The organism is Ottowia oryzae (assembly GCF_003008535.1).
Classification (GTDB): Bacteria; Pseudomonadota; Gammaproteobacteria; order Burkholderiales; family Burkholderiaceae_C; genus Ottowia; species Ottowia oryzae.
On sequence record NZ_CP027666.1, the window covers coordinates 197,331 to 217,976 of the forward strand.

Here is a 20,646-nt window from a genome sequence, read left to right on the forward strand (position 1 = left end):
GAAAATGGCGGTGAGCGAAGGCTTACTTGCCCACCGTGTCATTGATGGCCAGCACCCCGCCGAGGATGGCGACGATGATCACCGCCACGATCATGCCCAGCACGATGATGATGAGCGGCTCCATGGCCGCCAGAAGGCGCGTCATGGTACGCCGGCCTTCTTCTTCGTAGCGGTCGGCCAGCGCCAGCGAGGTGCCGTCCAGATCGCCCGTTTCTTCCGCCACCCGCATCAGCTGCGCGGTGCTGGACTGGCTGAAGTGCGGGGTGTCAAACCCCACGGACAGCCGCTTGCCGGACTTGACGATGCCGACCAGCGGCTCCAGGTCTTTGCGCAAAGCGGTGTTGGTCACCGCGTCGCTGGCAATGCGCAGCGCATCGACCAGCGGCACGCCGCGCTGCAGCAGGCCGCCCAGCGTGCGGAAGTAGATGGCCAACTGCAAATTTCGTAGCACGTTGCCCATGAGGGGCATGCGCAGGATGCCTGAATCGACCTTCATCCGACCGGCAGGCGACGCCACCCAGCGCGACAGCGCAAACCCGACCATCACCGCCACCAGCGCCAGCAGCATCCAGTTGTGGCGCACGAAATCGCTGACGTTTAGCACCACGCGCGTCAAAAACGGCAGCGCATCGCCCATCGAATCAAAAATCTGCCGGAACTGCGGCACCACGAAGGCCAGCAGGATGACCACCGATAGCACCGCCACCCCGGCCAGGATGATGGGGTACGTCATCGACGAGATGATGTAGTTGCGCAGCTTGTCGTCGGCCTCGAGCTGGCCCGTCAGCTCTTTGAGCACCTGCGTGAGCCCGCCCGAGGCCTCGCCCGCGCGGATCATCACCAGGTAGCGGCGGCCCAGGTCGCGCTCGAACGGCTGCAGCGAGATGTAGAGCGACTTGCCACTGCGCACGCCTTCGGTCACGCGGATCACGAAGGCCTTCAGCCGGTCGTTGTTGGCGATTTCCTGCAGCATGACCAAGGCGCGGTCCAGCGGCATGTTGGCGCTTTTCAGGTGCGACAGCTCGCGCGTGAACATCAGCACGTCGGCGCGCTTCAGGCGCACTTCTTCGTTGGCGGCGGCCAGTTGCGCGGCCGCCTCACCGTCGCCGCCGCGCAGGCTGATCGGCGTGATGCCCTGGCCGATCAGGCGCAGGCGGGCCGCCTCGACGCTGGGCGCACGAATGCTGCCCTGGCAAGGCTTGCCGTCGGTGGCGGTGCCGGCGTACTGGTAGTCAATCATCCTGGCGTGCGACGCGCAGCACCTCTTCGGCCGTCGTCAGTCCTTCAAGCACCTTGGTGGCGCCGTCTTGCAGCAAGTTCCCGCCCACGTAGCGGGCCTGTTCGCGCGAAAGGGCCGAGCCGCGTTCGAGCACCATGCGCTTGACGTCGTCCGTCAGCAGCAGCAGCTCGTGAATGGCCAGGCGGCCGCGGTAGCCGGTGTTGCGGCAGGCGGGGCAGCCCACGGCGTGGTACAGCGTGCGGCCCTCGTCCAGCTGCAGCCCCAGCGACTGCGCCGCCAGCCGGGCCTGCTCGGGCGCCATGGGCGCCTTGCAGTCGTCGCACAGCTTGCGCACCAGGCGCTGGGCCAGCACACCGACGACGGCGGCGGTGATCAGGTACGGCTCCACCCCCATGTTGATCAGACGCACGATGGCGCCCAGGGCGCTGTTGGTGTGCAAAGTTGATAGCACGAGGTGCCCTGTCAGCGCGGCCTGCACGGCGATATTGGCGGTTTCGCCATCGCGCATCTCGCCGATCATGATGACGTCCGGGTCCTGGCGCAGGAAAGAGCGCAGCACGTGCGCAAACGTCAGGCCGATCTGAGGTTGCACCTGCACCTGGTTGAGCCACTGCAGGCGGTATTCCACCGGGTCTTCCACCGTCAGGATCTTCAGCGCCTTGCCTTCCAGCGACAGCAGCGACGCGTACAGCGTGGTCGATTTACCCGAGCCCGTGGGCCCGGTGACCAGCAGCACGCCGTGCGGCACGTTCAGCAGCTCGCGCATGGCGGCCAGCGTGGGCGGGGTGAAGTGCAGCCGGTCGAGCGACAGCAGATCGAGGTTTTTCTCCAGCAGGCGCATCACCACCGATTCGCCGAACATGGTCGGCACGGTGGAAACGCGCACGTCCAGCTCTTTGCCGTGCACGCGCAGGCGGGTGCGGCCGTCTTGCGGCAGGCGGCGCTCGGCAATGTCGAGCTGCGACAGGATCTTGATGCGCGAGACAACCGCCGGCGCGTCTTTGTTGTCGATCTCGTCGATGGGGAAAATCTGCCCGTCCACCCGGATGCGGACGATGGATTTGTCCTCGTAGCTCTCGATGTGGATGTCTGACGCCTGCGCGCTGACGGCCTGCGACATGATCTGGTTCACGCGCTGGATGATCGGCGCCTCGGACGCCATGTCGCGCAGGTGCTCGATGAACTCGGTGGCCTCGTAGCCGCCGTCCGTGCCCGCCTCGCCCTCGCTGTCGCGCACGAACCAGTCGTCCAGCTGCTCGGCGATTTCGCTGCCCAGGCCCAGCACGATGCGCGGCTCTTGTCCATAGACCAGGCGCAGCGCGTCGCGCAAGCGCTGGCTGCCGGGGTCGGTGGCGGCAAAGTCGGGCGGGGTATCGCCATCGGCATTGCCCAGCGGCAGCAGCCGGTTGGCCAGCAGGAAGCTGGTGTTCAGCCGCACGGTGTCGGGCTTTTCGGCCGGGAAGTCGGGCTTGCGCACCAGCGGCACGCCGGCCAACTGGGCCAGCGCCTGCGCCACGTCCACCTCAGACACCAGGCCCAGGTCCACCAGCAGCTGGCTCAGGCGCCCGCCCATGGTCTGCTGGACGCCCTGGGCGCGATCCAGATCAGGCGGCGACAGCTTGCGGTCGGCCAGCAGGCGCTCGCCGAGGCGGGCTTCAAGCTGCGGCAGATCGGGGATGACGGCGGGTTCGGCGACAGTGTCCATTGCGATGGCCATGGGCAGGATTGTCCTCACATCGCTGGCGCGCGGCGGGACAGTCTGCGTAAATTTATATGAAATCTGGTTTCAGCGCCCACTGGATAAGCGCCATCAGCTATCTAAATAATAGCTAATTGCACTCAATGCCACAGCAGAAGGCGGCTCAGGCAGTCCAGCGCAGGCCCGACATAATACGTTTTATAGGTCAGCGCACGCTGCGGCAGGCTGCGCTGGCGCCAGGCCAGGTACTCGGCCACGTACCCCGCGCTCAGCCCGCGCTGCTGCAAGCGCTGCTGTAAAGCCTCGGCCTGGGCCCGCGTGCCGCGCCCCAGCTGCCGCACCCGCCGCACCACCCCACCGCCGTCGCTGGCCAATCGTTTGAGCCGGCTGGCCAGGCCGCGGTCGCGCGCGCCCAGCTGGTTGCGCCCGTGCTGGCGGTACAGGATGAGCGGCTCGGGCAGGTACTGGCGGGCGCCGCTGCCGCTGAGCTGCGCCAGCCACCAGTCGTGCATGACCACATCCGCGGGCATGGGCAGGGCCAGCTCCAGCAACGCGCGGTTGATCAGCATGGCGCAGCCGGTGACCTGGTTGACGCTGAGCAGCGTGCGCGGGTTGATGTCGGCCGGCGCGATGCGCTGGTAGGCGGCGAACGAGGGGCTGAGCACCTGCAGGTCCTGGTCGACCACCGTGAGGTCACTGTGGGCCAGGCAAGGCGTGCGGGCGCCGTGGGCGGCTTCCAGCGCCTGCACGGCGGCCAGCAGGCGCGCGGTTTTTTCGGGCAGCCACACGTCGTCCTGGTCGCAAAAGGCCATCCAGCGGGCCTGGCCATGTTCGGCGCTGGCGCGCATCAGGCGCTCGAAATTGCGGGCCACGCCGCCGCTGCGCACGTCGGTGGGCAGCAGCAGCATGCGCCCGCCGAAGGCGGCTTCGTAGCGGCGCAGGATGGACAGCGTGCCGTCGCTGGAACCGTCGTCGCTGACCAGCAGGCGAAAGTGGCTGTGCGTCTGCGCCAGCAGCGAATCGAGCTGCGGCGCCAGGTAGCGCGCCCCGTTGTAGGTGGCCAGCAGGATGTCGACCGGTGCCGGCTGGGTCATCGCCGCGCCTTGGCCGCCAGCTCGGCGCGCATCAGGGCCTCGTACGCATCGACGATGGCGGGCCAGGTGTAGTGGTCGGCCACGATCTGGCGCGCGCGCTGGCTGCGGGCGGCCACGGCGCCGGGCGGCTGGGCGGCGCGCTGGCTCAGCCGATCGGCCAGCTCGGCCGGGTTGGCGAAATAGTCGGCGGCGTCGCGCGCCACCTCGCGGTTGTAGGGGTTGTCGTGCGCGATCACCCAGTTGCCGCAGGCCAGCGCCTCCAGCAGCGACGGGTTGGTGCCGCCCACCGAATGGCCGTGCAGGTACGTGCCGGCGAAGACACGCAGTGCGTTCAGCTGCGCGGGCACGTACACGCCGCCGGTAAAACGCACCTGATCGCTGGCCTGCGCCAGCAGGCGCTGCTGGTAGGGCGTGGCGCCGGTCACGTCGCCCACGATCACCAGCGGCCAGCCGCCGCCCTGCTGCTGCAGGTACAGGCGGTGGCCTTCGATGATTTCCAGCAGGTGGTTTTCGGGCTCGGGCCGCGCCACCACCACGTGGTAATGCCCAGGCTCAAGGCCCCAGCGCGCCAGCTGCTGCACATCAGCATCTTCGGGCGATACCGGCTCGGCCCCGTAGGCAATGAAGTCGCACGGGGCGCCACCGGGGTAGTGTTGACGAAAGCGCTGGGCGATGGCCTCGGCGTCGGCGATCAGGCGGGTGGCGGTGCGGGGCGCTACGGCTTCCATGGCGCGCAGGTAGGTGCGCGCGCCGCGCCCCCATTTGCTGCGCGCCCATTCCAGCCCGTCGACGTTGATCCACACCGGCGTGCCGCCCACGCGCGGCCACCAGCAGGCCCAGGCCGCGCCGTAGCCCAGCATGTAGACCAGGTCGTAGCCACGGCGCGCGTCCCACAGGCAGGCGCTGTCGTACGCCAGCGTGGACGCGGGGCCCCAGGCGGGGCGGCGGCGCGGGCGCACGCGCACGCCTTCGTGCCATTGGTCGGCGCCGGGCGCGCCCTCGGATTCGGCGTACACCGTGACCTGGTGGCCGCGCTGCACCAGGCCCACGGCCAGGCGTTCGGCAAAGGTCTCGAAGCCGCCGTACCGCGCCGGAATGCCGCGCGTGCCCAGGATGGCGATGCGCATGGGCGTTGCGGCGGGTGGTGCGCCCCCTTCAGCGGCAGATGATGGTGCGCCCCCTCCGGTGGCGCGGGGCGCGCTCAAATATCGGCCTCGGCCAGCAGGCGGGCGCCGGTCTGATCCTTGTCCGACAGCACCGGCTGGGCAATACCGTGGGCGGCCAGCGGCCATTCGATGCCGATGGCGGGGTCGTCCCAGCGGATGGCGCGCTCGTGCGCCGGGCTGTAGTAGTCGGTGGTTTTGTAGAGGAAGTCGGCCGTGTCGGTCAGCACCACAAAACCGTGCGCCAGCCCGGGCGGTATCCACAGCTGATGGTGGTTGTCTGCACTCAACACGCTGCCCGCCCAGCGCCCGAAGGTGGGCGAATCGCGCCGGATGTCCACCGCCACGTCGAAAACCGCCCCGCTGGTCACGCGCACCAGCTTGCCCTGGGCCTTGGGCGCCAGCTGGTAGTGCAGCCCGCGCAGCACGCCGCGCCGGCTGCGGCTGTGATTGTCCTGCACGAAGGGCAGGCTGACCCCGGTGGCGCGGGTGAAGGCTTCCTGGTTGAAGCTTTCAAAGAAGAAGCCACGCGCGTCGCCGAACACCTTGGGTTCGATCAGCAGCACATCGGCAATGGCGAGCGGGGTGACTTGCATGGTCAATAGACGCGTTTGTTGAGCAGCCCCAGCAGGTACTGGCCGTAGCCGCTCTTGACCAGCGGCTGCGCCAGGCGGTCCAGCTGCGCATCGTCGATCCAGCGGTGGCGCCAGGCAACTTCCTCGGGGCAGGCGATTTTCAGGCCCTGGCGGTTTTCCAGCGTGGCGATGAACTGGCTGGCCTCCAGCAGGCTCTGGTGCGTGCCCGTGTCCAGCCAGGCGTAGCCGCGGCCCATGATCTCGACTTTGAGCTGGCCCTGTTCAAGATACAGGCGGTTCAGGTCGGTGATTTCGAGCTCGCCGCGCGGCGACGGCTTCAGGCCCTTGGCCATGTCCACCACCTGCGTGTCGTAGAAATACAGGCCGGTGACGGCGTAGTTGCTCTTGGGCTTGGCTGGCTTTTCTTCCAGCGACAGCACCTTGCCCGAGGCGTCGAACTCGGCCACGCCGTAGCGCTCGGGGTCGTGCACGTGGTAGGCGAAGACCGAAGCACCGCTGTCGCGCCCATCGGCGCTTTCCAGCAGCTCATGGAAGTCGTGCCCGTAGTAGATGTTGTCGCCCAGCACCAGCGCGCTGGGGGCGCCGTCCAGAAAAGACTCACCGATCACGAACGCCTGCGCCAGGCCGTCCGGGCTGGGCTGCACCGCGTACTGCAGGTTCACGCCCCACTGGCTGCCGTCGCCCAGCAGCTGCTGAAAGCGCGGCGTGTCCTGCGGCGTGCTGATGACGAGGATGTCGCGGATACCGGCCAGCATCAGCGTGCTGAGCGGGTAGTACACCATCGGCTTGTCGTACACCGGCAAAAGCTGCTTGCTGACCGCCAGCGTGGCCGGGTGCAGCCGGGTGCCAGAGCCGCCAGCCAGGATGATGCCCTTGCGGGCGCGGGGTGCGGAGGGTGATGCGGCGCTCAAACGATTTCCTTCAACATGCGGTCCACCCCCTGTTGCCAGGGCGGCAGCGTCAGGCCGAACACCTGCTGCAAGCGGGTGGTGTCCAGGCGCGAATTGTGCGGCCGCCGCGCGGGCGTGGGAAACGCATCGCTGGCCACGGGCTGCACATCTTTTACTATCAATTCAGGAGCTGCTTGCGCAAGCCGGTACTGCGCAAACACGTGATTGGCGTATGCAAACCAGGTGGTAAAGCCGCCCGCCGCCAGGTGGTACGTGCCGCCATCCTGCGGCCGCGCAAGGCACTGGCGCAGCGCGTGCGCGGTGACGTCGGCAATCAGCTCGGCCCCCGTCGGCGCGCCCCATTGGTCGTTGACGACCGACAGGCGTTCGCGCTCGGCGCCCAGGCGCAGCATGGTCCGCGCGAAGTTGCCGCCGCGCGCCGCGTACACCCAGCTGGTGCGCAAGATCAGGTGCCGGCAGCCGCTGGCGCGAATCGCCTGCTCGCCCGCCAGCTTGGTGGCGCCGTACACGCCCAGCGGGCCGGTGGCGTCGTCTTCGCGCCAGGGGCGCTCGCCGGTGCCGTCAAACACGTAGTCGGTGCTGTAGTGCACCAGCCAGGCGCCCACCTCGGCGGCCGCCTGCGCCAGCGCGGCGGGCGCCTCGGCGTTCAGGCGCTGGGCCAGTTCAGGCTCGCTCTCGGCTTTGTCCACCGCCGTGTGCGCCGCGGCGTTGACGATCACGGCCGGGCGCAGCGCGCGCACGGTGGCGGCCAGCGCGGCGGGGTCGTTCAGATCGCCGCCCAGCCCATCTTGGCCGTGACGGTCCAGCGCCACCAGCGGGCCCAGCGGCGCCAGCGCGCGCTGCAGCTCCCAGCCGACCTGGCCGTTCTTGCCCAGCAACAGCGTGACGCCGGCCGCCATGCGTTCAAGCCGCCGGTTGCGCCGTGGTGGCGTTGCCGCCCTGCGCGCCATATTGCGCGGCCACCCAGTCGCGGTAGCCGCCCGACTGCACATCGCGCACCCAGGCTTCGTTGGCCAGGTACCAGGCGATGGTCTTGCGGATGCCGGTATCGAAGGTTTCGGCCGGCTTCCAGCCCAAATCGCGCTCGATCTTGCGGGCGTCGATGGCGTAGCGGCGGTCGTGGCCGGGGCGGTCCTTCACGTGGGTGATCTGCTCGCGGTAGCTGCCGCCTTGCGCGCGCGGGGCCATCTCGTCCAGCAGGTCGCACACGGTGTGCACGATGTTCAGGTTGGCTTTCTCGTTCCAGCCGCCGACGTTGTACGTTTCGCCCAGCGTGCCGGCCTCCAGCACGCGGCGAATGGCCGAGCAGTGGTCTTTCACGTACAGCCAGTCGCGCACCTGCTGGCCGTCGCCGTACACCGGCAGCGGCTTGCCCGCCAGGGCGTTGACGATCATCAGCGGGATGAGCTTCTCAGGGAAGTGAAACGGCCCGTAGTTGTTGGAGCAATTGGTCGTCAGCACGGGCAGGCCGTGCGTGTGGTGCCACGCGCGCACCAGGTGGTCGCTGGCGGCCTTGCTGGCGCTGTAGGGGCTGTTGGGCTCGTACACGTGCGATTCGGTGAACGCTGGCGCGTCGGGCGCCAGGCTGCCGTACACCTCGTCGGTGGAAACGTGCAGGAAGCGGAACGCGCCGCGCTCCGCCTCGGGCAGGCCCGCCCAGTACGCCCGCGCGGCCTCCAGCAGGCGGAAGGTGCCCACGATGTTGGTGACGATGAAATCCTCGGCGCCTTGGATGGACCGGTCCACGTGGCTTTCGGCCGCAAAGTTGACGATGGCGCGCGGGCGGTGCTCGGCCAACAGGCGCTCGACCAGCGCGGTGTCGCCAATGTCGCCCTGCACGAAGGTGTGGCGTGTGTCGCCCTGAACGGACGCCAGGTTCGCCAGGTTGCCCGCGTAGGTCAGTTTGTCCAGGTTGACGACGGGCTCGTCGCCCTGCGCCAGCCAGTCCAGCACGAAGTTGCTGCCGATGAAGCCGGCGCCGCCGGTTACGAGGATCATGGTTTTTGCTGTCTTTCCTAGCCGCGCCAGAGGGGTTGCGGGCGCCTTGGCGGGGGATTATTTCATCTTCGTCATGGCGCGGGCCCACGCCCTGCCCGCGTAAGGCCCTTGTTGCACAATGGGCGCGTCCGAACAGCCCTCCGCTCCCCACCATGGCCACCACCCGCAAACGCGCTGCAGCCGACGACGCCCCAGCGGCCCAATCCTCCGATGCCGGCGGCAGCGGCGGCGCTGGCGCGGGCGACAACGTCTGGCTGGCTGGCCTGGGCGCGCTGGCTCAGGCCCAGGCACAAGGCACCAAGGCGTTTGACGCGCTGGTGCGCGAAGGGCTGGCGCAGCAAGCCAAAGCGCGCGAAGCCGCCGAAGCCGAGATGACCAAGGCCGCCGAGCGCCTGGGCGCCATGACCATGGGCGGCGCCAACCCCTGGGATCGCCTGGGCGGCATCTTTGAAGGCCGCGTGCAGCAAGCGCTGCAGCGCCTGGGCGTGCCTTCGCCCGAATTGCTGGCCGCGATGGCCGAGCGCATCCAATCACTGGAAGCGCGCCTGGCCGAACTGGAAAACCGCAGCGGCGCGGCACCCGCCCCCGTCGCGCGTGCAAAAGCCCGCACCGCAGGTAAGTGAAATTGGGTTCCATGGCTTCGACGTTTCCGCAAGGCACGCTGGATGAAGGCGCCTTGCGCGTCCAACGCAAGCGCTTGATCACCGCCGTTTCTGCCGCGCTGGTGCTGCACGCCATCGTGCTGGCGGCGCTGGCAATGCCTTCGCGCATAAAGCTGGGCATCGACCAAACCGCCCCGGTGGTCACGCGCTGGATCGACGCACCCACTGTGCCCAGCCCCGGGCTTGCACGCCAGGACCCGACGGCCGACCAACGCTCTACCCCCAAGGCCGAAGCGCCTACGCGCCCCAAAGACCCTACCGACCGCACCCAGCCCACGCCACGCCCCGCGCGCAACGACGACCAGAGCGCCGCCGTGGCCACGGCAGCCACTCCCGCCGCCTCCGACGCAGCCGCTGCATCGCCGCTGCCCGAGGGGCAAGACCCGCTGCGGATGCTGCCCACCACGCCCGAGCGCTTTCAGATGCTGGATCGCCTCAGCCGCGACATCGGCGCCGACCCGGCGCTGTTCGTGCCGGGCAACGCCGTCAGCGTCACGATCGATCTGGACGGCAAGCCGAAGGTCTGGCGCTTCGTCATCGTGGGCGAAGAGCTGATCCGCTCGCTGAGCGGCCTGGACGTCACCACGCTGCGGCTGCTGCACTACCCCGAAAGCGACCGCGACGACAAGGTCGAAGTCTGGCTGGTGCCCCAGCTGGCGTACCGCCCGGTTCAGATCAGCGTCACGCCGCCGGGCGCCTTGACCTCCTTTACCAACACGGCGCGCGTCGCGCTGGACCAGCTGGACCAGGCCGCGCGCAGCCACGGCCCCGCGCCGGGCGCTTCAGCCCCCGACGCGCCCGCGGCGCGGTGACGCCCGCCCGAGGCACCCGACGCCATGGCCAAGAAAGCGCCCCGCCGCACCGCCGAGCGCATTCTGGCCGCCACGCTGGAGCTGTTCAACCGCTTTGGCGAGCCCAACGTCTCCACCACCGTCATCTCGGCCGAGCTGAACATCAGCCCCGGCAACCTGTACTACCACTTTCCGTCAAAGGATGAGCTGGTCAACACCTTGTTCGACCAGTACGAGGCGCGCATGGTCGTGCTGCTGGCGGCCAGCGACGACGTGCGCGACGTGGAAGACGCCTGGTTCTTCCTGCACACGCTGTTCGAGCTGATCTGGGCCTACCGCTTCCTCTACCGCGACCTGAACCACCTGCTGTCGCGCAACCGCCGGCTGGAAACGCACTTCCCCGCCATCCTGATGCGCAAGAAAGTCGCGCTGCGCACCGTGCTGGATCACCTGATGGGCGGCGAGCCCCGCACGCCCGAGGAAACCGCCTCGCGCGACGCCATCGCCGCCAGCATGGTCGTGCTGCTGACCTATTGGCTGAGCTACGAATACGTGCTTCAGCCGCGCACCGCCATGGAGCCCGAAAACGCCCAGGACGCGCTGCTGCGGGGCGCGTACCATGTCCTCAGCCTGCTGGCGCCGCACCTGGATACGCCAAGGCGTGCCCACCTGCAGGCGCTGACCCAGGCCTACGAGCCTGCCCTGACCTGAAAACCCTGCCCGCCTGCCCGATGAGCGCCTGGACCCCCTGCCCGTACGTGGCCGACTACCCCTTCGACGCCGAACGCGTGCACGCGATGTGGCCCCAGCTGCACGCCGTCGATGCCGAGCCGCTGCCGGGCAGCGACGCCCTGATGCAAGGCTGGGCGCTGTTCCACTCCGGCCGCTTTCACGAGGCGGCCGAAACCGGCCTGGCGCTGGGCGTGGACGGCTGGTCGCTGTCCAACCGCGCCACAGCGGCCCAGGCCGGGCTGGTAGAGCCGAATGAAAACGTCCGACTCGACCTGTTCAAGCGCGTGCACCTACAGGCCAGCGCGCTGACGCTGCAACGCCCGCAGCTGGCCAACGCGTGGTACTGGCAGGGCTACGCGCTGGCGCGCTATGCGCAAGGCATTCACGTGGCGCGCGCGTTGGCGCAGGGCCTGGGCGCGCAGGTGGGGCTGGCCTTGCGCACCACCTTGGCGCTGGACGCGAACCACGCGTACGCGCACGTGGCGTTGGGCGCGTTTGAAGCGGCGGTCATCGACAAGCTGGGCCCGCTGGTGGGCGCCATCACCTACGGCGTGACGGCCGAATCCGCGCTGAACCACCTGCAGCAGGCGCAGCGCCTGGCCCCCGATTCGCCCGCCGTGCTGCACGAATGCGCGGGCGCCCTGCTGCTGATGGACGGCAGCGCCCGCCTAGAAGAAGCCAACCGCCTGCAGGAAGCGGCCGCCCACGCCACGCCCCGCGACGCGGTGGAGCGCCTGTGGGTAGAGCTAGCACGCACCAGCCTGACGCTGTAGTTGGCATTCGCGGCGCGGCCACGGCCTTCGCTACAGCCTTCGCCACGGCCTCCGTGCCAGCACGGCGCTAACATGCCCGAGCCCACAGGCCGCACCGGCACGGTCGCTTCAAGGCTTCACCGCGCCAATCGCATCGCCCAAGAAAGCCTGCGCCGCGGCCACATTTTTTGCCACTGAACCCAGGAGACTTCCCCATGTCCGATCTCAAAGCGCGCTTTGAAGCCGCCGTTGCCGATTCCAAGGCCCTGAGCGAGCGGCCCGACAACCCGACGCTGCTGAAGATCTATTCGCTGTACAAGCAGGCCACCGAGGGCAACAACGAAGAGGCCAAGCCGGGCATGACCGACATCGTGGCGCGCGCCAAGTGGGATGCCTGGAAAAAGCTGGAAGACACCAGCGCCGATGAGGCGATGCAGCAGTACATCGACTTGATTGACGAGCTGAAGGGCTAAGCCCGCCGGGCGCTGCGCCTTGGCAGCCTTGCGCAAGACGACGCCGGTTCCCGTCGCGGGTTGATGGAACGGCGTTGGCTGGATCGGCGGCCCATCGCGTTGCGGTGCGTGCGGGCCGCTGCAATGAAAGAGCCACCACGGCGTGGCGCACCGCCCTGCCCGCTTGAACAAATTGGCCGCCAGCGCCCTGCCCGCTTGCGCAAGCAGCTAGATTTTCTATAGCGAACGGCTCGCTCGCCACTTCAGACCGGCACCGTACTCAGGCGCGATCCACTCCATTCGCAAGGGCCGCTCATCGGGCCTTCGGCTCAACCGAATCGCTCTGCGCGGTTTGCTCAGCTTGTTCTTCCAGCGCCCGCAGCTTCGCCAACCGCTCTGGCTTGGGCAGCTTGGCCAATTGCGCCACGGCGGCGTGAAAGCGTGGCCAGTTGCCGCCTTCGCGGGCGAACAAGGCTTCAAACGCGGGCACCAGTTCGTCGTACGCGGCCTGCACGCCAAAGAAGGCGTTGTTGGCGTCGGCCACCCAGCGGTCGTAGCCGTCGTACGGCGTTCCGGCGGCGGCCCAGCGGGCTTTCAGCTCGGCGTAGCGTTGGCGAAAGCGCGCCATTGCTTCTGATTTCATAGCTGGCAGCGCTTGTGGGTCGTGCGCCAGCGCCTCTTTTTGCTTGTAGACGGCGCTCAGGTCATCGCGCGTGGCGCGGCTCAAATCGCGGAAGTCCCGGCGGCGTTGGTCGTAGGCGGCGTATTCCTGGCGCGCGGCCTGGCTGGCGTGCGTGGCCAGCCACTGCTGGCCGCCCAGGCGTTCCACGGCGGTGGCGTACGACTCGTTGAACATGGTGTCGTCGTCTACGTAGACCACCTGGTGCGCCAGCTCGTGAAAGACCATGCGCGCCAGCTCGCCCTCGGGGTAGCGGATGAAGGTGGACAGCAGCGGATCGCCGCCCATCCAATTCAGCCAGCCCAGCGTGGAATAGGCTGGGATGCCGTACACGCGCACCTCCAGCCCCTCTTCACGCTGCAGCCGATCGGCCAGCGCCTTGGCGGCCGCCTCGTCGTAGTAGCCGCGGTAGCCCACGCAGCCCACGAACGGAAAGCACCAGCGCTTGAGCGTGAGCGAATCCGCCGGCGCAGCGGCCACGTTCCACACGGCGGCGCGGCGCTTCAGATCGGCGTAGCGGTGGTAGCTGGCGTTGTCGGGCAGCGCCAGATCGGTCACGGCAAAGGCGCGGATGCGCTGCGCCAGCGCCAGCCGCGCCTTCAAGTCCGGCGGCGTGGCCGGGTCGGCCAGCAATTGCTCGACCGGCTTGGCCGCGCCCATCAGCGCCAAATGGCCTTCGATGGATTGGGCGTAGTAGCTGGCGGTGGTGCAGCCGCTGAGCATGCCCGCGGCCAATGCCGCGCAGGCGATGAAGGCGCCGGCGGTTCTCACGCCGCCTTCCGTCCCAGCAACACGGGCTGAAACAGCACGCCGTCGCGCCGCGTCACGGCCACAAAACCGGCCTGCGCCATCAGCGCCATCAGGTGCGCCACCGTCACCGCGTAATAGCGGGTGACGGTGACGCGCGTGTCGCAGCGGCCGTCGTCGTGCTCGGTGGTGAGGTACATGCGCAGGTCATAGTGATCGCCGTCCCACTCCCAGACCTGCACGGCCAGGAAGTTGGCATCGGGCAGCCGGCGAAAACCATAGGGGCGCACATCGGGGCTGATGCGCGGCGTGGCCGCGTAGTCGCGCACCGAGAAGACCGCCACGCCGCCCGGCGCCAGGCAGCGGTGGCACTGGCGCAGCGCCTGCAGCAGCTCGGCGTCGGTCAGCAGGTGCGGCAGCGCGTTGTCGCAGGCCAGCACGGCGGCGTAAGCGGCGTCGGGCGCGCTCAGGGTGCGCAGGTCGTCCACGCGCACCTGGGCAGACAGACCGCGTGCCGCCAGCTCGTCACGCAAGCGCTGCACCGCCTGCGGCGACACATCGCACGCTGTCACGGCGTAGCCGCCTTGCACCAAGCCCAGGGTCTGCGTGCCGATGCCGCAGGCGGCGTCCAGCACCGCCGCGCCCGGCAGCACGCCGTGCGACGCCAGCAGGCTTTGCAGCGCACCGCCCTGGTCGGCCACCGCCTGCGCCCAATCCGCGTACAGCAGGTGGTAGCGCGCCGCCAGGTCGTCGTAGAAAGCCGCCGGATCGCGGCCGGCTTCAGACATGGGCGAGCGCCGCCACCTGCACGGCGCAGTCGTAAAACGTCGGCCCGCGGCCGATGTCGGTCAGCTGCTGGCTGGTGACTTCGTTGACGTTGGTGCCCGCCACGCCCAGCTTGCGCCACCAGATGCCCAGGCCGTTGACGACGCCGGGGCGCGCGCGCGTGCTGATGTGCGCCTTCACGCGGTATTCGCCCCGGTCGTTGAACACGCGCACCAGCTGCTCGCTGGCGATGCCGCGCGCGGCGGCGTCGTCGGGGTGGATTTCGAGCAGCGGCTCGCCTTCCATGTCGCGCAGGGTTTGCACGTTGACGAAGCTGCTGTTGAGAAAGTTGCGCGCGGGCGGCGAGATCATGGCCAGCGGGTACGCCGGGTGGGCGCCGGCCACTTCGCGGTTGGGCACGTGGTTGGGCAGGCCGTCGCCCACCGCACCGGCTTCGCCGCTTTGCGCCAGTGCGGCGCTGAAGAATTCGCAGCGGCCCGAGGGCGTGGGAAAGCCGCCGTCGGCAAAGGGCGCGTCGGGTACGGCCAGGCGGGCGAAGCCGCCTTGCAGCAGCACGTCGAAATCGACCTTGTCGCCGTACGCCTGGCGGCACAGCGCTTCGTCGCTGTCGGCAAAGCACGGCTCGTCAAAACCCATGCGGGCGGCCAGGTCGCGGAAGATCTGCGCGTTGGAGCGCGCCTGCCCCAGCGGCGCGATGGCCGGACGGTTGAGCAGCACGTCGGTGTGGCCGTAGGACAGGTGCACGTCCCAGTGCTCCAGCTGCGTGGTGGCGGGCAGCACGATGTCGGCGTGGTCGGCCGTGTCGGTCAAGAACTGCTCCAGCACCACGGTGAAGAGGTCTTCGCGCGCGAAGCCCGCCGCCACCTGGCGCGATTCGGGCGCCACGGCCACCGGGTTGCTGTTGTAGACCACCAGCGCCTGCACCGCCGGGCCGAATTCGGGCGACGCGGGGCGCAGCAGATCGGCGCCGATGGTCGACATGTTGATGGTGCGCGGCGTGCGCCCGGCCAGCAGATCGGGCCGCTGCAGCGCGGCGCGGTCGACCGGGTAGTGGCCCGAGGTAGACAGCAGCAGCCCGCCCGCGCGGTGCCGCCACGCACCCGTCAGCGCGGGCAGGCAGGCGACGGCGCGCATGGCGTTGCCGCCGCCCGCGCAGCGCTGCAGGCCGTAGTTGACGCGGATCGCCGCCGGTTTTGTGGTGCCATAGGCACGTGCCAGCTCGATGATTTGCGCCTCTGGCACACCACACACCTGCGCCACGCGCTGCGGATTCCATAGCAGGGCGCGCTCTTTCAGCGCGGGCCAGCCGAGCGTATGGCGCTCGATGTAGTCGTGGTCCAGCCAGTCGTTCACGATCAGCTGGTGCATCAGGCCCAGCGCCAGCGCGCCGTCGGTGCCGGGCAGCAGGGCGATGTGCTCGTCGCACTTGTCGGCCGTTTCGGTGCGGCGCGGGTCGATGCAGACCAGCCGCGCGCCCGCGCGCCGCGCCTGTTGCGCCAGGCGCCAGAAATGCAGGTTGCTGGTGATGGAGTTGCTGCCCCAGATCAGAATCAGCCGGCTTTCGGCGAAGAACTCGACCTTCATGCCCACCTTGCCGCCCAGCGTGTGCGTCAGGGCCTCGCCGCCGGCGGTGGAGCAGATGGTGCGGTCCAGCAGGCTGGCGCCCAGGCGGAGGAAAAACCGCCGATCCATCGATTCGCCCTGCACCAGCCCCATGGTGCCCGCGTAGCTGTAGGGCAGGATGGCCTGCGGGTCGCGCGCGGCGATGGCGCCTAGGCGCTGGGCGATTTCGTCCAGCGCGGCGTCCCAGCCGATGGGCTCAAAGCGCCCCTCGCCCTTGGCGCCGACCCGCTTGAGTGGCGTCAGCACGCGCTGCGGGTGGTGGGTACGTTCGGCGTAGCGCGACACCTTGGCGCACAGCACGCCGTCGGTGGGCGGGTGCGCCGGGTTGCCGCGCACGCGCACCGCGCGACCGTCCTGCACCGTGGTGATCAGGCTGCAGGTGTCCGGGCAGTCGTGCGGACAGGCGCCCACCACCTCAGCCATGGTGATCAGTCCGCCAAATACAACGAGATGGAAAAATCAAGATGAAATACCTGTAGCAGTATGAAAGATTCTGGCGAGACCGTGTAAACTTTTGGCTACTTCTGACTTTGAGCAACGGGGCCAGCCATGAAGCAGTCATTCTCATTCAATCGGCGTCAGTTTGCTCGAATGCTGGGGGCCAGCGCGGTCGCTGGCGCGGGGCTGGTGCGCGCGCAGGACTCGCGCATCGTGCTCGGCCAGTCGGCGGCGTTTTCGGGGCCTTCCATGCAGTTGGGCACGCAGTTCCATGCCGGCGCGCAGCTCTTTTTTCAGCAGCAGGCTGCACAGGGCGGCGTGAACGGCCGCACTGTGGAGATTCGCCAGCTGGACGACGGCTATGAGCCCGACCGCTGCGCGCAAAACACCGAAAAGCTGATCCGCGACGACGTGTTCGCCCTCTTCGGCTACGTGGGTACGCCCACCAGCGTGGCGGCGCTGCCCCTGGCCAGCGCGGCGCGCGTGCCGTTTTTTGCGCCCTTCACCGGCGCCATGACCCTGCGCGAGCCCTTCAAGCGCGAGGCCTTTCACCTGCGCGCGTCCTACGACGATGAGACCGAGCTGATCGTCAAACAGCTGGTCAACCTGCACCAGGACCGCATAGGCGTGTTTTTTCAGAACGATGCTTACGGCAAGGCCGGCCTGGCGGGCGTGACCAAGGCGCTGGCCGCGCGCAAGCTCAAGCCGGTGGCCGAGGCGACGGTCGAACGCAACAGCGTGGACGTGGCCGCCGCCGTGGCCAAGCTGGCGCCTTCGGGCGCGCAGGCCATCGTGCAGGTGGGCTCGTACAAGGCCTGCGCCGCGTTCATCCGCGCGGCGCGCAAGGCGGGTTTTGGCGGTACCTTCTACAACGTGTCCTTCGTGGGCACGCAGGCCCTGGCGGACGAGCTGGGCAAAGACGGCGCGGGCGTGATGGTGTCGCAGGTCATGCCCTCGCCGTATAGCGCGGTGCGGCCCATCACGCGCGAATTCGTCGCCGCCGCGCGGCAAAGCGGCAAGGTGAACCCCAATTACTCCAGCATGGAAGGCTATCTGGCGGCCAAGGTGTTCGCCGAGGGCCTGCGCCGCGCGGGCGGGCGCCCCACGCGCGACAGCCTGGTCACGGCGCTGGAATCCATCAACGACGATTTCGGCGGCTACCGCGTGGGCTTCGCGTCCAACAACCACGTCGCCTCGCGCTTTGTCGAGCTGTCGATGCTGACGGGCGACGGCCGCGTGCGCGTCTGAATACAAGCCGAATGGGCCTCTGGCGCGCATGGGGTATGCGCTGGTAGCTTCTTTTTTGATAGCGGCCACCAACGGAATGCGTGCCGGGCCCAGTCGGCGGGTCTGCACGCTTTGCACCGGCGCGCGCTAGACTGATTTGTATGAAGCTGATCGACTCCATCCTCACCCAGGCCGCCGGCATTGCCGCCGTGCGGCGCGACATCCACGCGCACCCCGAGCTGTGCTTTGAAGAGGTGCGCACCGCCGATCTGGTGGCGGCCAAGCTGACCGAATGGGGCATTCCGGTGCACCGCGGGCTGGGCACCACCGGCGTGGTGGGCATCGTGCACGGGCGCGACGGCGGGCAAAGCGGCCGCGCCATTGGCCTGCGCGCCGACATCGACGCGCTGCCGATGACCGAGTTCAACACCTTCGCCCACGCCAGCACGCACCCCGGCAAGATGCACGCCTGCGGCCACGACGGCCACACCGCCATGCTGCTGGCCGCCGCCCAGCACCTGGCGCAGCACCGCAACTTCGACGGCACCGTGTACCTGATCTTCCAGCCCGCCGAAGAGGGCGGCGGCGGCGCGCGCGAGATGATCAAGGACGGGCTGTTCACGCAGTTCGACATGGAAGCCGTGTTCGGCATGCACAACTGGCCCGGCATGGACGTGGGCAAGTTCGCCGTCAGCGCGGGCCCGGTGATGGCGTCCAGCAACGAATTCAAGATCGTGATCACCGGTAAGGGCGGCCACGCGGCCATGCCCCACATGGGCACCGACCCGGTGCCGGTCGCCTGCCAGATCGTGCAGGGCTTTCAGACCATCCTGACGCGCAACAAAAAGCCGGTGGAAGCGGGCGTGATCTCGGTGACGATGATCCACGCGGGCGAGGCCACCAACGTCATCCCCGACAGCTGCGAAATTCAGGGAACGGTGCGCACCTTCACCTTTGAAACGCTGGATCTGATCGAGCGGCGCATGCGGGAAATCGCCGAGGGCGTCAGCGCTGCGTTTGGCGCCACCTGCGCGTTCGAGTTCGAGCGCAACTACCCGCCCACCATCAACACGCCGTACGAGGCCGATTTCTGCCGCCGCGTGATGGCCGACATCGTGGGGCCCGACAACGCCATTGCGCAAGAACCCACCATGGGCGCCGAAGACTTCTCCTTCATGCTGCAGGAAAAGCCGGGCGCCTACTGCTTCATCGCCAACGGCTTTGGCGCGCACCGCGGCCAGTACGAAGGCGGCGGGCACGACGCGGGCCCGTGCACGCTGCACAACCCGCATTACGACTTCAACGACGACCTGATCCCGCTGGGCGCCACCTACTGGGTGCGCCTGGCCGAGCAGTGGCTGGCCCACCAGCCGCCCGCCGACCGGCCCATGCCGCAAGGCGCGGGCAAGTAAGCGCGCGCTGTGCCGCCCGGCGCCGTGTCCAACTTACCGGCCGCGGCTTTCGGCCCGGCCACGCCGCTGCTGCGGCAGTTTGACGAGGCACAGGCGCGCGCCTTCTACGTCGATTTCTTAGGCTTCACCGTCGACTGGCAGCACCGCTTTGGCGAGAACTTTCCGCTGTACCAGCAGGTGTCGCTGGGCCGCTGCGTGCTGCACCTGACCGGCCATCACGGCGACTGCTGCCCCGGCGGCGCCGTGCGCATTCCGGTGGCCGACGTGGCCACGCTGCAGGCCTTTCAGCAGCGCCTGCTGGCCGCCGACTACCGCCACGCCAAGCCGGGGCTGCAGGACACGCCCTGGGGCACGCGCGAAATGGCCATCACCGACCCCAGCGGCAACCGGCTGACCTTCTTTGCCGAGCTGCCGCCCACCGCACAACCCTCCACCACCCCGCCGGAGCCCGCCCCTTGATCGCCATCCCCGAAGCGTTTTCGACCAGCTACGCCAAGGCGCGCGTGAAGTTTCTGGAGGCGGGCGCCATCGCCGGCCTGCAGCTGGCGTCGTTCAAGCACCCACTGCCGGGGCGCGACGGCGAACAGCTGGCCACCGACGTGGCACTGGAAGGCGACCCGGCCAGCCCGCGCCTGCTCATCGTCAGCAGCGCCTGCCACGGCGTGGAAGGCTTTTGCGGCAGCGGCGTGCAGGTGTTCGCGCTGCACGACGCCGAGTGGCGCGCCAAGGCCCGCGACGCCGGCGTGGCCGTGCTGTACATCCATGCGCTGAACCCGTACGGCTTCTCCCACGTGCGCCGCGTCACGCAGGAAAACGTGGATCTGAACCGCAACTTTCACGATTTCAGCGCGCCCATGCCCGTCAACGAAGGCTACCGGCGCGTGCACCCGCTGCTGTTTCCGCCCACCTGGCCGCCGGACGCGGCCAACCAGGCGGCCATCCAGGACTTCGTCGCCCGCCACGGCCTGGCCGCCTGGCAGGCGGCCATCACGGGCGGGCAGTACGAGTACCCCGACGGCCTGTTCTACGGCGGCACCGCGCCCACCTGGAGCAACCAGACCGTGCGCGCCATCCTGCGCGAGTACGCCGGGCACGCCAGCCACGTCGCCTGGATCGACCTGCACACCGGTCTGGGCCCGAACGGCGTGGGCGAGCGCATCTACGCCGGCGCGCAGGACGACGCGGCCGTGGCACGCGCGCGCCGCTGGTGGGGCCAGCAGGTCACCTCCATCTACGACGGCACGTCCACCAGCGCCCTGCTGACGGGCCTGATGTGGACCGCCATCTACGACGCTGCCCCGCAGGCCGAATACACCGGCATCGCCATGGAATACGGCACGCAGCCGGTGATGGACGTGCTGCAGGCCCTGCGCGCCGACCAGTGGCTGGCGCTGCACCCCGAGGCGCCACCCGAGCTGGCCGCGCAGATCAAGGCGCAGGTGCTGGCGGCGTTCTACACCGACACGGACGCGTGGAAGGGCCAGATCATCAGCCAGGCGCGTCAGGCGATGTTTGAGGCGGTGGATGGGTTGAGCGGGCGGGCTGGCGCCGCTTGAGCCTGCCGCGGGCGGCGGGATGGGTCGTGCGTCGCCCTCCTGCCTCGCGACTTGGTTTACTGGTCGGATACTGATCTGGCGCAGGTGC

Annotated in this window: 20 protein-coding genes; 9 read left to right on the top strand and 11 right to left on the bottom strand. The window is 68.8% G+C overall.

The features are described 5' to 3' along the window. Positions 1-22 precede the first annotated feature (22 nt). The 8 genes from C6570_RS00835 to rfbB all read right to left on the bottom strand — a co-directional run bounded on the left by C6570_RS00835 (position 23) and on the right by rfbB (position 8,701). The gene (locus tag C6570_RS00835) at positions 23-1,240 is read right to left on the bottom strand and encodes a type II secretion system F family protein (protein WP_106701189.1); all 1,218 of its coding nucleotides are present in this window, start codon (positions 1,238-1,240) and stop codon (positions 23-25) included. After that, the gene (locus C6570_RS00840; RefSeq protein ID WP_106704439.1) at positions 1,233-2,945 is read right to left on the bottom strand and encodes a GspE/PulE family protein; all 1,713 of its coding nucleotides are present in this window, start codon (positions 2,943-2,945) and stop codon (positions 1,233-1,235) included. The genes C6570_RS00835 and C6570_RS00840 overlap by 8 nt, the downstream gene beginning before the upstream one ends. Before the next feature lie 134 nt (positions 2,946-3,079). Continuing rightward, positions 3,080-4,033, bottom strand: a complete 954-nt coding sequence (locus C6570_RS00845; protein WP_106701191.1) for a glycosyltransferase family 2 protein — start codon at positions 4,031-4,033, stop codon at positions 3,080-3,082. Further along, positions 4,030-5,160, bottom strand: coding sequence for a DUF1972 domain-containing protein (locus C6570_RS00850; protein WP_106701193.1), 1,131 nt, complete (start codon positions 5,158-5,160; stop codon positions 4,030-4,032). The genes C6570_RS00845 and C6570_RS00850 overlap by 4 nt, the downstream gene beginning before the upstream one ends. 74 nt (positions 5,161-5,234) lie before the next feature. Further along, positions 5,235-5,792: a dTDP-4-dehydrorhamnose 3,5-epimerase gene (gene rfbC, locus C6570_RS00855; RefSeq protein ID WP_106701195.1), complete on the bottom strand. Its 558-nt coding sequence runs from the start codon at positions 5,790-5,792 to the stop codon at positions 5,235-5,237. 2 nt (positions 5,793-5,794) lie between these two features. Next, a complete protein-coding gene (gene rfbA / locus C6570_RS00860; protein ID WP_106701197.1) occupies positions 5,795-6,703 on the bottom strand; it encodes a glucose-1-phosphate thymidylyltransferase RfbA in 909 nt (302 codons plus the stop codon). Then, positions 6,700-7,602 (bottom strand): dTDP-4-dehydrorhamnose reductase, encoded by a 903-nt coding sequence (rfbD, locus tag C6570_RS00865; protein WP_106701199.1) that lies wholly within the window; start codon positions 7,600-7,602, stop codon positions 6,700-6,702. Before rfbD ends, rfbA begins: the two co-directional genes overlap by 4 nt. A 4-nt stretch (positions 7,603-7,606) precedes the next feature. Continuing rightward, positions 7,607-8,701, bottom strand: a complete 1,095-nt coding sequence (gene rfbB / locus C6570_RS00870) for a dTDP-glucose 4,6-dehydratase (protein ID WP_106701201.1) — start codon at positions 8,699-8,701, stop codon at positions 7,607-7,609. Positions 8,702-8,853: 152 nt separating this feature from the next. On the opposite strand from rfbB, the gene C6570_RS00875 reads away from it, so the two are divergent. From C6570_RS00875 to C6570_RS00895, 5 genes are all read left to right on the top strand, one after another. Next, positions 8,854-9,324: a phasin family protein gene (locus tag C6570_RS00875; protein WP_106701203.1), complete on the top strand. Its 471-nt coding sequence runs from the start codon at positions 8,854-8,856 to the stop codon at positions 9,322-9,324. A gap of 11 nt (positions 9,325-9,335) precedes the next feature. Beyond that, positions 9,336-10,175, top strand: a complete 840-nt coding sequence (locus tag C6570_RS00880; protein ID WP_106701205.1) for a hypothetical protein — start codon at positions 9,336-9,338, stop codon at positions 10,173-10,175. Positions 10,176-10,199: 24 nt separating this feature from the next. Then, the gene (locus C6570_RS00885) at positions 10,200-10,865 is read left to right on the top strand and encodes a TetR/AcrR family transcriptional regulator (protein WP_106701207.1); all 666 of its coding nucleotides are present in this window, start codon (positions 10,200-10,202) and stop codon (positions 10,863-10,865) included. A 20-nt stretch (positions 10,866-10,885) separates the two neighbouring features. Continuing rightward, complete coding sequence (locus C6570_RS00890; protein ID WP_106701209.1) at positions 10,886-11,659, top strand: tetratricopeptide repeat protein; 774 nt, start codon at positions 10,886-10,888, stop codon at positions 11,657-11,659. A 194-nt stretch (positions 11,660-11,853) separates the two neighbouring features. Next, positions 11,854-12,111 (top strand): acyl-CoA-binding protein, encoded by a 258-nt coding sequence (locus C6570_RS00895; RefSeq protein ID WP_106701211.1) that lies wholly within the window; start codon positions 11,854-11,856, stop codon positions 12,109-12,111. Positions 12,112-12,403: 292 nt separating this feature from the next. On the opposite strand, the gene C6570_RS00900 is transcribed toward C6570_RS00895, so the two are convergent. The 3 genes from C6570_RS00900 to C6570_RS00910 are packed head-to-tail and all read right to left on the bottom strand — an operon-like array spanning position 12,404 to position 16,348. Then, on the bottom strand, positions 12,404-13,492 hold the full coding sequence (locus C6570_RS00900; RefSeq protein ID WP_106704440.1) for an aminopeptidase: 1,089 nt from the start codon (positions 13,490-13,492) through the stop codon (positions 12,404-12,406). Positions 13,493-13,536: 44 nt separating this feature from the next. Beyond that, positions 13,537-14,304, bottom strand: a complete 768-nt coding sequence (locus C6570_RS00905; protein WP_106701213.1) for a class I SAM-dependent DNA methyltransferase — start codon at positions 14,302-14,304, stop codon at positions 13,537-13,539. Beyond that, positions 14,297-16,348 carry a molybdopterin-containing oxidoreductase family protein gene (locus C6570_RS00910; RefSeq protein ID WP_106701215.1) on the bottom strand — a complete coding sequence of 684 codons (2,052 nt, stop codon included), beginning with the start codon at positions 16,346-16,348 and terminating at the stop codon, positions 14,297-14,299. Before C6570_RS00910 ends, C6570_RS00905 begins: the two co-directional genes overlap by 8 nt. Positions 16,349-16,474: 126 nt before the next feature. Here C6570_RS00910 and C6570_RS00915 point away from each other — a divergent pair, with 126 nt between their 5' ends. From C6570_RS00915 to C6570_RS00930, 4 genes are all read left to right on the top strand, one after another. Further along, positions 16,475-17,611 (top strand): ABC transporter substrate-binding protein, encoded by a 1,137-nt coding sequence (locus C6570_RS00915; protein ID WP_106701217.1) that lies wholly within the window; start codon positions 16,475-16,477, stop codon positions 17,609-17,611. Between the two features lie 140 nt (positions 17,612-17,751). Then, positions 17,752-19,002, top strand: a complete 1,251-nt coding sequence (locus tag C6570_RS00920) for a M20 aminoacylase family protein (RefSeq protein WP_106701219.1) — start codon at positions 17,752-17,754, stop codon at positions 19,000-19,002. A 24-nt stretch (positions 19,003-19,026) separates the two neighbouring features. Next, positions 19,027-19,461: a glyoxalase superfamily protein gene (locus C6570_RS00925; RefSeq protein ID WP_106704441.1), complete on the top strand. Its 435-nt coding sequence runs from the start codon at positions 19,027-19,029 to the stop codon at positions 19,459-19,461. Beyond that, on the top strand, positions 19,458-20,558 hold the full coding sequence (locus C6570_RS00930; RefSeq protein WP_106701221.1) for a M14 family metallopeptidase: 1,101 nt from the start codon (positions 19,458-19,460) through the stop codon (positions 20,556-20,558). Before C6570_RS00925 ends, C6570_RS00930 begins: the two co-directional genes overlap by 4 nt. Positions 20,559-20,646 lie beyond the last annotated feature (88 nt).

Coding starts and splice junctions, on each gene's coding strand:
- C6570_RS00885 (WP_106701207.1), top strand. CDS start 10,200: ATGGCCAAGAAAGCGCCCCGCCGCACCGCCGAGCGCATTCTGGCCGCC.
- C6570_RS00910 (WP_106701215.1), bottom strand. CDS start 16,348: ATGGCTGAGGTGGTGGGCGCCTGTCCGCACGACTGCCCGGACACCTGC.
- C6570_RS00895 (WP_106701211.1), top strand. CDS start 11,854: ATGTCCGATCTCAAAGCGCGCTTTGAAGCCGCCGTTGCCGATTCCAAG.
- C6570_RS00835 (WP_106701189.1), bottom strand. CDS start 1,240: ATGATTGACTACCAGTACGCCGGCACCGCCACCGACGGCAAGCCTTGC.
- rfbC (WP_106701195.1), bottom strand. CDS start 5,792: ATGCAAGTCACCCCGCTCGCCATTGCCGATGTGCTGCTGATCGAACCC.
- C6570_RS00840 (WP_106704439.1), bottom strand. CDS start 2,945: ATGGACACTGTCGCCGAACCCGCCGTCATCCCCGATCTGCCGCAGCTT.
- C6570_RS00920 (WP_106701219.1), top strand. CDS start 17,752: ATGAAGCTGATCGACTCCATCCTCACCCAGGCCGCCGGCATTGCCGCC.
- rfbD (WP_106701199.1), bottom strand. CDS start 7,602: ATGGCGGCCGGCGTCACGCTGTTGCTGGGCAAGAACGGCCAGGTCGGC.
- C6570_RS00845 (WP_106701191.1), bottom strand. CDS start 4,033: ATGACCCAGCCGGCACCGGTCGACATCCTGCTGGCCACCTACAACGGG.
- C6570_RS00890 (WP_106701209.1), top strand. CDS start 10,886: ATGAGCGCCTGGACCCCCTGCCCGTACGTGGCCGACTACCCCTTCGAC.
- C6570_RS00915 (WP_106701217.1), top strand. CDS start 16,475: ATGAAGCAGTCATTCTCATTCAATCGGCGTCAGTTTGCTCGAATGCTG.
- C6570_RS00850 (WP_106701193.1), bottom strand. CDS start 5,160: ATGCGCATCGCCATCCTGGGCACGCGCGGCATTCCGGCGCGGTACGGC.
- rfbB (WP_106701201.1), bottom strand. CDS start 8,701: ATGATCCTCGTAACCGGCGGCGCCGGCTTCATCGGCAGCAACTTCGTG.
- C6570_RS00900 (WP_106704440.1), bottom strand. CDS start 13,492: ATGCTCAGCGGCTGCACCACCGCCAGCTACTACGCCCAATCCATCGAA.
- C6570_RS00905 (WP_106701213.1), bottom strand. CDS start 14,304: ATGTCTGAAGCCGGCCGCGATCCGGCGGCTTTCTACGACGACCTGGCG.
- C6570_RS00875 (WP_106701203.1), top strand. CDS start 8,854: ATGGCCACCACCCGCAAACGCGCTGCAGCCGACGACGCCCCAGCGGCC.
- C6570_RS00880 (WP_106701205.1), top strand. CDS start 9,336: ATGGCTTCGACGTTTCCGCAAGGCACGCTGGATGAAGGCGCCTTGCGC.